This window comes from Vibrio nigripulchritudo ATCC 27043, assembly GCF_000222685.1.
GTDB lineage: Bacteria > Pseudomonadota > Gammaproteobacteria > Enterobacterales > Vibrionaceae > Vibrio > Vibrio nigripulchritudo.
Genome location: NZ_AFWJ01000040.1, coordinates 1 through 13,558, shown reverse-complemented (window position 1 = coordinate 13,558; position 13,558 = coordinate 1). Strand labels below are relative to the sequence as shown.

14 protein-coding genes, 2 tRNA genes, 1 rRNA gene and 1 pseudogene are annotated in these 13,558 nt (G+C 44.5%); 13 read left to right on the top strand and 5 right to left on the bottom strand.

The genetic code is table 11. From position 1 onward, the window contains the following. The first annotated feature begins 56 nt into the window (after nt 1–56). The 10 genes from rrf to RH89_RS05400 all read left to right on the top strand — a co-directional run bounded on the left by rrf (nt 57) and on the right by RH89_RS05400 (nt 6,071). Nucleotides 57–172 (top strand): 5S ribosomal RNA (gene rrf / locus RH89_RS05445). A gap of 44 nt (nt 173–216) precedes the next feature. Next, nucleotides 217–293: transfer RNA gene (locus tag RH89_RS05440), tRNA-Asp, on the top strand. Between the two features lie 36 nt (nt 294–329). Beyond that, a tRNA-Trp gene (locus RH89_RS05435) sits at nt 330–406 on the top strand. Between the two features lie 362 nt (nt 407–768). Beyond that, nucleotides 769–1,554 (top strand): DUF3450 domain-containing protein, encoded by a 786-nt coding sequence (locus RH89_RS05430; RefSeq protein ID WP_004400031.1) that lies wholly within the window; start codon nt 769–771, stop codon nt 1,552–1,554. A 1-nt stretch (nt 1,555) separates the two neighbouring features. Further along, the gene (locus RH89_RS05425) at nt 1,556–2,887 is read left to right on the top strand and encodes a MotA/TolQ/ExbB proton channel family protein (protein WP_004400030.1); all 1,332 of its coding nucleotides are present in this window, start codon (nt 1,556–1,558) and stop codon (nt 2,885–2,887) included. 2 nt (nt 2,888–2,889) lie between these two features. Then, nucleotides 2,890–3,435 (top strand): MotA/TolQ/ExbB proton channel family protein, encoded by a 546-nt coding sequence (locus RH89_RS05420; protein WP_004400029.1) that lies wholly within the window; start codon nt 2,890–2,892, stop codon nt 3,433–3,435. Next, nucleotides 3,432–3,839 carry an ExbD/TolR family protein gene (locus RH89_RS05415; RefSeq protein ID WP_004400028.1) on the top strand — a complete coding sequence of 136 codons (408 nt, stop codon included), beginning with the start codon at nt 3,432–3,434 and terminating at the stop codon, nt 3,837–3,839. Before RH89_RS05420 ends, RH89_RS05415 begins: the two co-directional genes overlap by 4 nt. A 10-nt stretch (nt 3,840–3,849) precedes the next feature. Then, nucleotides 3,850–4,464: an energy transducer TonB gene (locus RH89_RS05410; RefSeq protein ID WP_004400027.1), complete on the top strand. Its 615-nt coding sequence runs from the start codon at nt 3,850–3,852 to the stop codon at nt 4,462–4,464. A 2-nt stretch (nt 4,465–4,466) separates the two neighbouring features. Continuing rightward, nucleotides 4,467–5,672: a tetratricopeptide repeat protein gene (locus RH89_RS05405; RefSeq protein ID WP_004400026.1), complete on the top strand. Its 1,206-nt coding sequence runs from the start codon at nt 4,467–4,469 to the stop codon at nt 5,670–5,672. A 66-nt stretch (nt 5,673–5,738) separates the two neighbouring features. Continuing rightward, entirely contained in the window at nt 5,739–6,071 is a 333-nt protein-coding gene (locus RH89_RS05400; protein ID WP_004400025.1) for a DUF1904 domain-containing protein, read from the top strand. Between the two features lie 84 nt (nt 6,072–6,155). Here the strand turns inward: RH89_RS05400 and RH89_RS05395 are convergent, their stop codons facing one another. The 4 genes from RH89_RS05395 to rdgC all read right to left on the bottom strand — a co-directional run bounded on the left by RH89_RS05395 (nt 6,156) and on the right by rdgC (nt 9,964). Further along, nucleotides 6,156–6,410 (bottom strand): YfhL family 4Fe-4S dicluster ferredoxin, encoded by a 255-nt coding sequence (locus RH89_RS05395; RefSeq protein ID WP_004400024.1) that lies wholly within the window; start codon nt 6,408–6,410, stop codon nt 6,156–6,158. Nucleotides 6,411–6,413: 3 nt separating this feature from the next. Beyond that, on the bottom strand, nt 6,414–7,799 hold the full coding sequence (gene trhP / locus RH89_RS05390; RefSeq protein WP_004400023.1) for a prephenate-dependent tRNA uridine(34) hydroxylase TrhP: 1,386 nt from the start codon (nt 7,797–7,799) through the stop codon (nt 6,414–6,416). Between the two features lie 122 nt (nt 7,800–7,921). Continuing rightward, entirely contained in the window at nt 7,922–8,875 is a 954-nt protein-coding gene (locus tag RH89_RS05385) for a hypothetical protein (RefSeq protein ID WP_004400022.1), read from the bottom strand. A gap of 177 nt (nt 8,876–9,052) precedes the next feature. Then, nucleotides 9,053–9,964, bottom strand: coding sequence for a recombination-associated protein RdgC (gene rdgC / locus RH89_RS05380; protein ID WP_004400021.1), 912 nt, complete (start codon nt 9,962–9,964; stop codon nt 9,053–9,055). A gap of 182 nt (nt 9,965–10,146) precedes the next feature. Here rdgC and phoB point away from each other — a divergent pair, with 182 nt between their 5' ends. The 3 genes from phoB to RH89_RS05365 are packed head-to-tail and all read left to right on the top strand — an operon-like array spanning nt 10,147 to nt 13,109. After that, nucleotides 10,147–10,836: a phosphate regulon transcriptional regulator PhoB gene (phoB, locus tag RH89_RS05375; protein ID WP_004400020.1), complete on the top strand. Its 690-nt coding sequence runs from the start codon at nt 10,147–10,149 to the stop codon at nt 10,834–10,836. Nucleotides 10,837–10,860: 24 nt separating this feature from the next. Beyond that, nucleotides 10,861–12,168 carry a phosphate regulon sensor histidine kinase PhoR gene (gene phoR / locus RH89_RS05370; protein WP_004400019.1) on the top strand — a complete coding sequence of 436 codons (1,308 nt, stop codon included), beginning with the start codon at nt 10,861–10,863 and terminating at the stop codon, nt 12,166–12,168. Beyond that, complete coding sequence (locus tag RH89_RS05365) at nt 12,165–13,109, top strand: PstS family phosphate ABC transporter substrate-binding protein (protein WP_004400018.1); 945 nt, start codon at nt 12,165–12,167, stop codon at nt 13,107–13,109. The genes phoR and RH89_RS05365 overlap by 4 nt, the downstream gene beginning before the upstream one ends. An 85-nt stretch (nt 13,110–13,194) precedes the next feature. Here RH89_RS05365 and RH89_RS29850 read toward each other — a convergent pair. Then, nucleotides 13,195–13,558, bottom strand: a pseudogene (locus RH89_RS29850) (exopolyphosphatase); the annotation flags it as partial.

Sequence of the window (13,558 nt, the reverse complement as noted above, 5' to 3'; positions counted from 1 at the left end):
CAGAACATTGAATGTGTAAGAACTAAAAAAAACAGCTTTCCAGATTAAAGAATTTGCTTGGCGACCATAGCGTTGTGGACCCACCTGATTCCATGCCGAACTCAGAAGTGAAACGCAATAGCGCCGATGGTAGTGTGGGGCTTCCCCATGTGAGAGTAGGACATCGCCAGGCTTTACATTTGAACATCTGCTTATGATAAGCGGGTATTCCACTGCGGAGTGGTAGTTCAGTTGGTTAGAATACCGGCCTGTCACGCCGGGGGTCGCGGGTTCGAGTCCCGTCCACTCCGCCATTTATTCAGAGTGTCGACTCTATAAAATCGAACTACAGGGGTGTAGCTCCAATTGGCAGAGCAGCGGATTCCAAATCCGCGTGTTGGGAGTTCGAATCTCTCCACCCCTGCCATACAGAAAGCCTCAGCAGAAATGCTGGGGCTTTTTTGCATCTATTGCTTTTGTAATCAAGTGAGTCTTAGATAAGAACACATCAGAAGTTTTTCTCGATACCTCTACATTCCCCAAAGCTTAGTGTTTTGCTGACCTCTGAAAAATTGCCCATATCTCTGGAAGTTATCTTTACAAATCTGTCAAATGTAAAACTTTAGAAAGTTAATGAAAATTATTCCCATCTTTGATTTAATAATCGCCTTATTGTTATACACCAATTCTTAAACTCAATGACCTGTTCAGGAAATTGCTGTGAGCTTGGAATTGTTATCCATTCATATCATATGTGGTAGACGACATGGATTCGTCTAAGAGTTACTAATGAAAGATATCGTTTCTAAAGGGGTTAAAGCTTTGGCAGTCACTATTGCTGCTATGAGTGTTTCCACTACATCGCTGGCTGATGATCTAGATAAAGCCAGAGCAATTGAGAAAAAAACCAACAAGACTATGCAAAAGGCTCAGGCAAATGTTGATGCCAATGTTGAAGCATCGTTTACCTTGCAATCGGAAATAGAGCAGTTGGAAACTCAGATTGAAAACCTAACGCTTTATAGAAATCATCTTCGCAAACTAGTAACAAGTCAGAACACTGAATTGGATAGCCTTGAGCAGCAGTTAAAAGACATTGAAGACACTCGTCAGGGCATTGTACCGCTAATGTACCGAATGATTGATGGGCTTGAATCTGTACTTACCAGCGATGTTCCCCTTCGACATGAAGCCCGCCAAAAACGCCTGGACGATATCAAGCTTCTTATGGGAAGGGCTGATGTAGCCGAAGCAGAAAAATACCGTAGGATCCTAGAGGCGTACCAAATCGAGATTGATTATGGAACAAAGCTTGGCGCTTATCCGGCAGAAATCGAACTCAACGATGGGGTTCGTCAGGTCGAGCAACTCTACTTCGGTCGGGTTAGTTTGGTTTCCCGTAGTCTCGACAACCAAAAATACTGGGTGTGGAGACAACAAAATAAAACGTGGGAAGAACTTCCAAAAGAAAAGGGTATAGAAATCAATAAAGCATTTGCGATGGCTGCAAAACAGCAGGCACCTTCTGTGGTGACATTACCTCTGTCTATCACTACGTCTGAGAAGGAGCTGTAATATGAAGCATTTATTTAATGCACTAGCGATTGCAACACTGTCAGTGACATTATCAGTTAATGCGGAGCAAAGCTTATCTCAGATCGATAATACTGCGAATAAGGTGTATCAAGCTGAGCGTGCTAACAGTGCTGAGAGGGTACAACTTACCAAGGAACAGAAAGCAGCACTTGCCAAGAAGAAATCACAGCTTGAAAAAGCGCTGGCTGCTTTGGAAAAAGAAAACCAAAGCTTAAGTGAGCAGTTTAGTGAAAACGAGCGGCTGCTTTCTGAAAAGGAAAAACAGCTCCAGATTGAAACAGGCAGCTTAGGCGAATTGTTTGGTGTTGTCAGACAATCGGCGAAAGAGGTGAAGCAAGACTATCAGAACTCCTTTATTCCTGATGCTTCTGAAGAACTCGCTCTGATTGAGCGAGTAATCAGCACAGAAGCTTTGCCATCGCTCAATATGCTTGAAGGGTTTTGGAAAGCGGTTGAATACAAGATTTCAGCCAGTGGTTATATTTCTGAAGTCAAAGTGCCATTTGTTAATGGAGATGGTAGCCAGTCTCAGGAAACAGCGGTCCAACTGGGTGATATGGCACTAGTTTCCAAGTTTGGTCATCTTAAGTGGGACTCTCAAAACCAGTTTGCTACTCAATATCAAGCTCTTCCAAAGAACTCGACTGTGGCTTCTCAAGTGACTCAAGGTTCAGATGTTTTGCTTGATCCTACCCGTGGCTTGTTACTTGAGCAGTATGCCAATCAGCCCAACTTATGGCAACGCATTGAGCAAGGTGGCGTTGTCGGTAAGATTATTATTGCTTTACTAGCATCAGGTCTAATTATTGCGCTCTATCGAGGCATTGTTCTTCTTATTACTCAAGCTAAGATTTCTAGTCAATTGAAGAAGCCTGAGCAACCGGGTAACAACCCTATGGGACGTATCCTTCAGGCTTTTGAAAGCGACAAACAACAGTCGATTGACTCTATTGAGCTGCGACTATTGGAGCGTATTCTGGATGAGCAACATGGTCTGGAGCGTGGGTTGTCAATGCTTAAGTTGATGGCTGCGCTGGCACCAATGCTTGGCTTGCTGGGTACAGTGACGGGAATGATCGAAACATTCCAGGTCATTACTCAATTCGGCAATAGTGACCCTAAAGTGATGGCCGGTGGTATTTCTATGGCACTTGTCACGACAGTCATGGGGTTGGTAGCCGCAATACCATTACTGCTGGCACATAACATTCTTTCTAGCCGCGCTGAAGCGATTAAAGGCACATTAGAGAAACAAGGTGTAAGCCTGGTTGCCCAACGTGCAGAATCAGAGACGCTAGCCGAGGCGGCATAGGTATGATTGAGAACCTAGCACTCGTTTATCACCAAACCGAAGTCAACACTCTTGCTGAATTTATGGCAAGAGGTGGTCAGGTTCTGTGGTGGCTGGCGGGCGTTGTATTTCTATGTTGGTTACTGATCATCGAACGCGTTTTGTTTCTCAGTTTCAGTTTTGGCAAACAAAAGCAGAAGTGGATTCAGGATTGGAATGAACGTGTTGAACATGAGTCTTGGTACGCATTAGCTCATAAAGATGGTGTTATGCATAAGGCCACGCTCCAGTTGAATCAGCATTTGGATTTCATCAAAGCATTGGTGAGCCTATGTCCCATGCTCGGTTTGTTAGGAACCGTTACAGGGATGATCGCCGTTTTTGATCTTATGGCTCTAGCGGGCAGCAGTGAGCCAAAACTTATGGCTTCCGGCATTTCGATGGCTACATTACCAACAATGGCCGGAATGGTAGCCGCATTAGCAGGGATGTTTGCCCATTCGCGTTTGGTTAAGATGGCAAACAAAAATGCATTAAAACTTGAACAACAATTAAGGAGTGGCGAATGAGATTGGTTCGTCCCGCTAAAGCAAAAGAAGAAGCTACGGTCGACTTAACGTCCATGCTGGACATCGTGTTCATCATGCTGATCTTCTTCATTGTAACCAGTTCGTTTGTAAAAGAGTCTGGGGTTGAAGTCAATCGACCACAGGCAGCGCACGCCAGCAGCCAGAAAGATGCGGGTATCTTTATCGCTATTACGGCATCCAACGACGTCTTTATTGATAAACGTCGAGTCGATGTTGAACGAGTTCAGGCTGCTCTGGAAACGCTTCTTTTAGATAAGCCCGACGCAAGTTTAGTGATTCAGGCTGATAAGCACTCTTATAACGGCACGGTTGTGGAAGTGATGGATGCCGCTAAAGGAGCGGGTGTCGATAAAATTGCTTTGGCGACGGAAGAGAAAAGGTAAGTTCGAAGTCATGAAAAGACTGTTTCTCGCATTACCTGTTGCTTTCATCGTATCAGCGTCGCTTTTTTACTTTATGGCATGGATGGTCAGCAGCCAAAACGGAAAGCTAGAGGAATCCAAACCTTCGGTCATGTTTGATCTCGTTATGCAGGAGCCGGAGGCTAATGTTCAGAGACGTCAGAGAGAGCTTCCAGAGCCGCCTAAGTTGCCTGACCAACCTAAACCTTTACCAACCTCTACACCGAATGTAGCAAAGGCTCAGATCCCTCAAACATTAACCGCCCCCAAACTGGCTCTGGCTAATTTAGGTGTCGCGGTATCTATGCCTTCTTTGGATGGAATCGGTCAGGATCAACAAGCCCTACCTTTATATCGGGTTGAGCCTAGATATCCGCCTAGAGCTCAAAAGCGCAGAATGGAAGGTTATGTTGTCCTGAGTTTTACCATTGATGAACAAGGACGACCAGAAGACATCAATTTGGTTGAAGTCCACCCGAACAAAATTTTTGTACGTGAGGCAATGAACGCCCTGAAACGTTGGAAATATCAACCTAAGCTCGAGGGTGGGAAAGCCGTCAAGCAGCTTGATCAGCGTGTGAAAATTGAATTTAAGATGAGCAAATAGGTATGAAACGCATTCTTGCAGTGACATTAGGAACCTGTTTACTGTTCTCGAGCCTTAGTGTTCAAGCCAGTAAGCTCTCTAATTATGCCGGTAAAAAACTGCATCAGGCCAGCGAACTTCAACAGGAGGACAAGCTTAATGAAGCTATTGTTCTTCTGGAAGGTATGTCCTTAAAATCAGATTACGATAAAGCATTCACCAAGCGAATTCTGGGTGTATATTACTGGCAATCTGAAAATGCGGCTAAAGCAATAAAGTCACTGGATGTGTCTGTAAAAGTGAATGCTTTGCAACCTGTAGACCAGTGGAAGACACGTCAAATGTTGGCTGATATTTTGTTCTCAGAGCAAAAATTTAAACAAGCCATACAGCATTATCTGGTGTTGTTGAAAACGGATTATCCAGCGTCAGATAACAACGTAAAAAAACAGTTAATAAAAGATAAAAATGCCATTCAGCTCAGAATGTCTATGGCGTACTACCAGCAGCAAAACTGGAAGTCTTCACTTGCTCGAATTAAGCAGTACAAGCCGAGCAACTCGCGTGAAACATTACAAGCACTTAAGATTCGAGTCGTTTCTGAGCTTCAGTTAGAGAGATGGAAAGACGCCGAGAAAACGGTGAATCGAATACTCCGATTCGAACCGAATCAAAAGTCTTGGTGGCAACAATTAGTCTCGACACAATTGCAGCAAGGGAAACAGCAAAGCGCGCTCGAAACTTACGCTTTAAGTAAGCATCAGGGTATTCATTTCACCATAAATGAATACATCGTGATGGCACAGCTCTACGGGCAACATAGAATGCCTGAGAAAGCCGCTCGAATACTAAAAGAAATGTTTGCTAAGTATCCAAAGTCGAAGAGTGAAAAAAACTTGAGGATGCAGGCAAATTACTGGCAAGTGGCCAAAGAGTGGGATAACGCCATTAGTGCATGGCAGACGGTTTCTAAAATTAATCCGAAGTACCACTGGCGACTGGCGCAATTGCTGATTCAGCAATCTCGTTACCAACAGGCAATTGGGATTATAGATAAAGCGAGACCCTACGCAGATAGACGCGACTTTTCTCTGGCAAAGATTCGTTTATTGTACAAATTAAACCGATTCCAGGACGCCTTAGCAGAAGCCAAAAGGCTGAATGAAAAAATTCCTTCCGATTCCGCCAAGGGTTGGATCAGTTATCTCAGTAACAAGGTTTCTTCATAACAATCTGATAACTCATGAATAGAACCGTGATATGCTTTCTAGCAAATTAATAATAGGAAGCATGTCATGCCGCATTTGCGTTTTCGAGCTGTAGAGCCACAAACTGTACAAACACTTTCCGAAGTCTTATTAGAGGACCTACAACCTCTAATGGATTGCCCAAACGAAGATTTTACCTTCGAATACATCTACTCAACTTTCTTCCACAGTGGCAAAGTTGAACCTGCTTATCCATTTGTAGAAATTTTATGGTTCGATCGTGGTCAGGAAACGCAAGATAAAGTGGCTAAAGTCGTTACTGAACGTCTGCGTCAAGTTGTTGGAAGTGATGTGGATGTTGCGGTGATATTTACAGCATTGAAGTCAAATGAATATTACGACAACGCAGAACACTATTAAGCGTTTACTTTATTTAATGGACACAAAAAAATAGCCCGGTTAAATCCGGGCTATTTTTTATTATTTAGCTTGTTTCAATAGCGGTTACGCCAATCCTTGAATGATGACAAACTTTTCAAGTAACTGCTCATCCGTTTCGACATGATTGGGGTCTACCACGATACATTTAGTGATTGGGCAAACGGACTGACACGTCGGCTTTTCATAGTGCCCTTTGCATTCAGTACACAAGTCAGGGTCGATCTCATAAATACTGTCACCCATGGAAATAGCACCATTCGGGCATTCCGGGTCACACATATCGCAGTTGATGCAGCTGTCTTTAATCAGCAACGCCATTGCTTACTTACCTGTTGGGTTACGGGTATCTTGTCCTGAGTTTAGATTACGCATAAGCAGTGCATAGTCCAGGTCCACCTCTTCCGGAACCGGAATAAATACGAAGTGCCCATTACCTTTGGCGTCATCAACGGCTTGGGACTTACGGTTTTCCATCGCTTCGAGCGTGAAGGTAACGTTTCCTTGCGGTGTCATTAGCTCTAACGTATCACCGAGTACAAATTTATTCTTCACTTCGACTTCAGCCAGATCGCCACGACGCTTACCCGTAAACTCTCCTACAAATTGCTGAGAATCAGAGACGGAGTATCCGTAGTCATAATTTTGGTATCTATCGTGAGTGTGCCTGCGAAGAAAACCCTCTGTGTAACCACGGTGAGCAAGACTTTCCAATGTGCCCATCAGTGTTTCGTCGAACGGTTTGCCTGCGACAGCATCATCGATAGCTTTGCGGTATACCTGAGCGGTACGTGCACAGTAGTAGAAAGACTTAGTACGACCTTCGATTTTCAGTGAGTGCACACCCATTTTAGTCAATCTTTCGACATGCTGAACCGCACGTAAATCTTTCGAGTTCATGATGTAGGTGCCGTGTTCATCTTCGAATGCCGCCATTTTTTCTTCTGGACGATGGCTTTCAGATAAAAGAACTACTTCATCCGTTGGCTTACCTAGGCCTAGAGTGTTGTCCGGGCGTTCGTCCTGTACTTCAATGCTTTGCGCTTCTGCAGGATCAAATTTTTCTACGATCTGACCAGATTCGTCTTCTTTTCCTTGCTCTACGTTGTATTCCCATCGGCACGCATTAGTACAGGTGCCTTGGTTAGGATCACGTTTGTTCATGTAGCCAGACAGCAGGCAGCGTCCGGAATATGCCATGCATAATGCACCATGAACGAAGACTTCTAATTCTGTTTCAGGGCAATGTTCGCGAATTTCTTCAATTTCTTCTAACGACAGCTCACGAGATACTATCACGCGCTCAACGCCATTTGCTGCCCAGAATTTTACCGTTGCCCAGTTTACCGCGTTAGCCTGAACCGACAGATGGATTGGCATATCAGGAAATGCCTCACGTACCATCATAATAAGACCAGGGTCCGACATGATAAGAGCATCGGGATTCATCTCTACCACTGGCTTTAAATCGCGGATAAAGGTTTTGAGCTTAGAGTTGTGAGGCTGAATGTTGCAGACGACATAAAGCTTTTTGCCTTGAGCATGGGCTTCGTCGATGCCTATTTTCAGGTTCTCATGATTGAATTCATTGTTACGAACACGAAGGCTGTAACGGGGTTGACCGGCATATACCGCATCGGCTCCATAGGCAAATGCGTAACGCATATTTTTAAGGCTTCCTGCCGGCGACAGTAATTCTGGTTTGAACATTGCTTCTTCTCTATTTCTGATTTCAAGTCAGACCGATGCCACCCAGTGGCATCGGAGGGCGCAAATTTTACGCTTTCTGGAAGGTTCTTACCAGTAAATTTGTGTGGGTATTAGCCGAGAAGTTAAAGGCTACAGTTGTTAAGCAGTTGTGTGGTCTTACCGCTTTTAATTGGAGACTTATACAGTTGTGAGTGTAATCTTCCGACTTCCATGCATTCACCTTCCTCTGTTTCATAAGAAGTTTCATATGAAAAGGGACTATTAATGTCACCTTTTTCATCTTTAGATGTCCGTTTTTCTCCGACAGTCTTGCCCGCTTTTTCATCAATTATAAACTCAACAAGAGTGGAATGTTTTTCAGTTTTTTGACTACCGAGAGAAGTGGAACTGTCAATGCTTTCCGTTTTAAGTCTTCCACTTTCGTATGTGTAATACCTATCTTGGGAAACCTTCAGATGATTAGTGTTAAAAGACAAATGCAATTCACTGACTAAGTTATTTTTGTTCCAGTTGAAAACCAAACTCATATTATTAGATAGAGTTTTAATTAGCTGGCCAAGTTCATTGTAAGTATATGTGTAGGTATCTGACACATTGTTATCAGAATCATAAAGCTCAACTTTTTGTGCTTTCCCTTCTGAGTCATAGAAAAAACGATATGTTTTATCTCCCTCGACGATATCACCTATTCTATTTGAACTACTAAATGTAAACACAGCTTTCGATCTACTTACTCCATCTATGAGTTCTTCTATGTATGTGGGAAAGTTCTGGTCATCAAAGTTTGTTACAACCTCGAATGTATCTTGTTTTATACGTAATGAACCATACGATAGATCCTTGTCGGTTGTGAGCCGACGGGTGAGCTCTGAAGTAATGTATCCGTCGCTATTGTAGGTATATAGAGTTTCAAACTCAGGTACACCATCACTATCAAAATCTACAAACTTCTTAGATATACGTGATGAAACAGGTTCAGAGATTGTTGCCTCGACATTATTATCCCCGTTGTTACCGCCACCACAACCAGATAGTACAAGTGTAGTAATACACGCCAATGCAACTTTTATTTTCACATTCATTCCCTTTATAGCTTTGCGAAAGTCAGAGGGCGCGTAAGCTACATGTAATGAGATGTCTGTTCTAGGATAGTTACATAAATACTCGACTTGATTCACATTTGAAAAGCAGGTGCAAGCTACTCATATTAAAACAGATAGTTGCAAGCACCTTATACCTAGAAAGTTTGCTTGTTACTCACTATGTGGCAGGCCGCCCAAAGCGTCATAAAGTGATGGAAGGAAAGCACTGAATTCGCCGCACATTAATGAGAAGTCTGCATCGAATCGTGCCGCCTGATCTTCTCTTGGAATGTCTTCGTTCTGGTCTTTGAGTTCATCACTGAATTTCAGGCGCTTGATACTGCCATCATCGGCGAGAATGAACTCGATTCTGTCTTCCCAGTTCAGTGCAAGCTTGGTCACCAGCTTGTTGGCCTCAATGTGAGACAGGATTTCATCTGCGGACAATTCTTGCTTCTTACAGCGAATCACACCGCCATCTTCCAGTACGGATTTTAGTTCTGCTTCATCTAGCATAGTGAATCCTGTCGCGGTGTTCGATGTTTTCACCCATTCAGTCATCGTGGATTCGACCGCCTGTTCTGGAATGGCAGGAATAACAGGCAAGCTACCCATGGTTTTACGAAGCAGTGCCAGCACATCTTCAGCTTTTTTGTAGCTGCTTGCGTCGACAAGGATAAAGCCATCTTTAGGCATAATCAGTACAAACGTGACATTACTGCGGCTGAATGCTCGCGGAAGAAGATCGATGATGATGTCTTCTTTTAGCGTGTCCTTCTCTTTCTTTTTAAGAGGGCGACCTTCTTCGGCTTCCATTGCTTCAACTTTGGCATTGAGCGATTCTTTAATGACAGAAGCGGGCAGCATCTTTTCTTCTTTTTTGGCACAGATAAGGATCTGATTGTCAGACACGTGGGTCATCATATCGCCGTGTCTGCCCATGGCTGTCGTCCAGCCAAACTTTTGTTTGTCCTGGCTGCCACACGGTGTGAAGCGAAACTCTTGCAACTGTTCTTCTAATTTTTCGGCGTTAAATTCGATATCGCGATTAAAGCGATATACCAGGCAGTTTTTAAACCACATATCCATTCTCGTCTTATTCTGTTTAGGGGGCTGATGATAGGGGATTTTTCCGAGTTTGTCCTGAACGAAACTGGAAATTGCACAATGAAACTTATGTGAAAATTTGTTTTCAAGGGTCACAAAAGTGTCATAATTAATCACGATAATGCATGACGTTGATTAAATTTAAAGGTAATTCAATTATGTCTAGAAGGATTCTGGTTGTTGAAGATGAAGCACCTATCAGAGAGATGTTGTGTTTCGTACTTGAGCAGAAAGGTTACCAAGCTGTCGAAGCAGAAGATTACGATACTGCTATCAGCAAACTTTGCGAACCCTACCCAGATCTGATTTTACTGGATTGGATGCTGCCAGGCGGTTCTGGCATTAACTTTATCAAGCATCTGAAACGTGAAGAGCTGACCAAGAATATTCCAGTCGTGATGCTTACCGCTCGCGGTGAAGAGGAAGACAAAGTTCGTGGTCTGGAAGTCGGTGCGGATGATTACATCACCAAGCCTTTCTCCCCGAAAGAGCTTATCGCTCGCCTGAAAGCGGTTATTCGCCGCGTCACTCCAACTGCCCTAGAAGACGTAATCGATGTTCAAGGTCTGAAGTTAGACCCGGTTTCTCACCGAGTAACTGCCAATGAACAGGCGTTGGATATGGGACCAACCGAATTCAAGATGCTGCATTTCTTTATGACCCACCAAGAACGTGTTTACAGCCGGGAACAGCTTCTAAATAATGTTTGGGGAACCAACGTTTATGTAGAAGACCGTACGGTAGATGTTCACATTCGTCGCCTGCGAAAGGCGTTAGAAGGTGCGGGTCATGACAAATTAGTACAGACCGTGCGTGGCGCGGGTTATCGATTCTCTACACGAGCATAAGGTCAAAAGACACGTGGAGAGCGAATGGTAGAAAGGTTAACCTGGAAAAAGCTAGCCTGGTCGCTGGCTTTTTTTTACCTCCCTTGGGTAGTGATAGGGTGGATATTCGGATACATGCCGTGGTTGCTGTTAGCAGCCACGGCGATTCAGCTTGGGTGGCAGTTACATAACCAGGTAAGACTGTCGACCTGGCTCTGGGATGATAAGAGGCTCACCCCTCCTGCTGGTACAGGAATGTGGGAGTCGTTATTCAACGGCATTTACCGCATTCAGCAACGTCAGCGAAAAAAACGCAAAGAGTTGACCAACCTGATTCGCCGTTTCCGAAATGGTGCGGAATCCTTACCCGATGCGGTTGTTGTATTTCGAGGTGAAGGCAACATTGTCTGGTGTAACAAGTTAGCTCAGCACCTTTTGGGTTTCCGTTGGCCGGACGATTCTGGACAGCCTATTTCGAATCTGATCCGAACCCCAGATTTCATCAAATATCTCAATAAGCAAGATTTTTCAGAGCCTTTAGAAATGCGTTCTCCGCTTAATGTGGAGCGTATTCTGGAGCTTCGTATTGTGCCGTACACTGAAGGTGAGCATCTGATGGTGGTACGTGATGTTTCTCAGGTTAAGCAGTTAGAAGGCATGCGTCGTAATTTCTTTGCCAATGTTTCCCATGAACTGCGCACACCAATGACCGTACTTCAGGGTTATCTGGAAATGACTCAGGATCCTGAGATGCTGGTGGGTCCGATGTGGGGTAAAGCGCACGGAGTGATGACCGAGCAACTCAACAGAATGAATAGCTTGGTTAACCAATTACTGACTCTATCCAAAATCGAAGCTGCACCAATGCACGAATTGGATGAAGTGGTGAATGTGCCCGGCATGCTGGAAGTGTTAGAGAAAGAGGCAACCACGCTCAGCGGTGAAGATGGGCATGTATTTAAATTTGAAGTGGATGACAGGCTTCATGTGTATGGTGATGAAGATCAGCTTCGCAGTGCCATTTCTAATCTGGTTTACAACGCAGTGAAGTACACCCCTCCGGGCGCAGAGGTGTCCGTACTCTGGCATCAAACTTTGGAAGGTCCGGAATTGAAAGTGGCAGATACAGGTGATGGTATCGAACCGCAACATATCCATCGACTGACTGAACGATTCTATCGGGTAGACAAAGCGCGTTCTCGTGAAACAGGTGGCAGCGGATTAGGGCTGGCCATTGTGAAACACGCGTTAAGCCATCACGATTCGCATCTAAACATTCATAGTGAAGTAGGCAAAGGCAGTTGCTTCTCGTTCGTTCTGCCTAAAAGACTGTCGGTAGAGTCCAGACTATGAAGTTTCTGATATTCGTTTTACTTGGATTCTTCATGCCATTTGCTCAAGCCGAGGAAAAACTCGAACCCTACCAAAAGGTCAATGGTATTTCGGGCAACCTTTCGTCTGTAGGGTCGGATACGCTAGCCAGCATGATGACGCTCTGGGTCGAAGAGTTTAACGACATTTACCCCAACATAAACGTTCAGGTTCAGGCGTCAGGTTCCTCCACAGCAACACCTGCTCTGGTGGAAGAAACGGCGCAGTTTGGTCCTATGAGCCGTCCGATGCGAGCGCGAGAGGAAGAAGCGTTTGAGCGTCAGCATGGTTACAAACCAACGGCACTGAGAGTCGCGATTGACGCTATCGGAATTTTTGTCCATAAAGACAACCCTATTGAAGGGCTGAATTTCACACAGATAGACAGCATCTTTTCTTCTACCCTTCGTTGCGGTTCAAATGAATCTATAGAGAACTGGAAGCAGTTGGGTATTGAGCAAGACTGGGCGAAGCGAAGGCTACAATTGTTTGGGCGAAACTCGGTTTCAGGAACATATGGATACTTTAAGCAAAATGCTTTGTGTGGCGGTGACTTCAAACGCAATGTGAATGAGCAGCCCGGCAGTGCATCCGTTGTTCAGTCCGTCGCATCTTCAATCAATACCATTGGTTACTCTGGTGTCGGGTATTTGGTATCCGGTGTTCGATTGTTGCCGATTTCAGGAAACGGTGGAGAATACATCTCTGCCAGCCGAAGCAATATTTTGTCTGGTGTCTACCCGTTATCTCGTTTCCTCTACGTGTACGTGAATAAACACCCCACTAAGCCGCTCAGCCCACTGGAAGCAGAATTCATTCGCTTTATTTTTTCAGAAGAAGGGCAGGCTCTGGTCTCTAAGGATGGCTATGTTCCAATCTCCCCAGAAATGGCCGAGCAGGAATTAGAGAAAGTCGGGCTTTAGAGTCAAAACCCCAGTATGAAATAGAAAAACGCCGAGTCTAAGGTCAACAGACACTAATCACTCGGCGTTTTTGAACCTGAAACCGTCAGAACTTCAATGTCCAGTCTGCCGTTTTCCATATGTCTCTTTCTAACTCTAAGTCTGCCTCAAGGAGTTTATTGTCCTCTAGCCAGTTTTCCTCATCACAGCTCAATGTCCACGTATCGTCATTCACCTGTATTTGAATGTCGGGTAATGGCGTGTCATTGCGCTGCCCATTAATGAGAACGGCTAAGCGCATAATTCGAATAAGTGGCAAGACATGTTTGGTTTTGAAGAGCGCGAATTCCGGCAGTTCATGAAGCTTTAGTGCCTTTCTCTGAAAACGAGCTAATGAAGCCAATACCAGTTGTTGCTCCTGATTGAACCCTGGCATATTGGTGTTCTTCAGAATGTACTCCGAGTGGCGA

What these genes read in the sequence shown, in the direction of transcription:
- RH89_RS05395 (WP_004400024.1), bottom strand. Translation starts at nt 6,410, where the DNA reads ATGGCGTTGCTGATTAAAGACAGCTGCATCAACTGCGATATGTGTGAC.
- phoR (WP_004400019.1), top strand. Translation starts at nt 10,861, where the DNA reads ATGGTAGAAAGGTTAACCTGGAAAAAGCTAGCCTGGTCGCTGGCTTTT.
- trhP (WP_004400023.1), bottom strand. Translation starts at nt 7,799, where the DNA reads ATGTTCAAACCAGAATTACTGTCGCCGGCAGGAAGCCTTAAAAATATG.
- RH89_RS05405 (WP_004400026.1), top strand. Translation starts at nt 4,467, where the DNA reads ATGAAACGCATTCTTGCAGTGACATTAGGAACCTGTTTACTGTTCTCG.
- RH89_RS05430 (WP_004400031.1), top strand. Translation starts at nt 769, where the DNA reads ATGAAAGATATCGTTTCTAAAGGGGTTAAAGCTTTGGCAGTCACTATT.
- RH89_RS05425 (WP_004400030.1), top strand. Translation starts at nt 1,556, where the DNA reads ATGAAGCATTTATTTAATGCACTAGCGATTGCAACACTGTCAGTGACA.
- phoB (WP_004400020.1), top strand. Translation starts at nt 10,147, where the DNA reads ATGTCTAGAAGGATTCTGGTTGTTGAAGATGAAGCACCTATCAGAGAG.
- rdgC (WP_004400021.1), bottom strand. Translation starts at nt 9,964, where the DNA reads ATGTGGTTTAAAAACTGCCTGGTATATCGCTTTAATCGCGATATCGAA.
- RH89_RS05415 (WP_004400028.1), top strand. Translation starts at nt 3,432, where the DNA reads ATGAGATTGGTTCGTCCCGCTAAAGCAAAAGAAGAAGCTACGGTCGAC.
- RH89_RS05365 (WP_004400018.1), top strand. Translation starts at nt 12,165, where the DNA reads ATGAAGTTTCTGATATTCGTTTTACTTGGATTCTTCATGCCATTTGCT.
- RH89_RS05410 (WP_004400027.1), top strand. Translation starts at nt 3,850, where the DNA reads ATGAAAAGACTGTTTCTCGCATTACCTGTTGCTTTCATCGTATCAGCG.
- RH89_RS05420 (WP_004400029.1), top strand. Translation starts at nt 2,890, where the DNA reads ATGATTGAGAACCTAGCACTCGTTTATCACCAAACCGAAGTCAACACT.
- RH89_RS05400 (WP_004400025.1), top strand. Translation starts at nt 5,739, where the DNA reads ATGCCGCATTTGCGTTTTCGAGCTGTAGAGCCACAAACTGTACAAACA.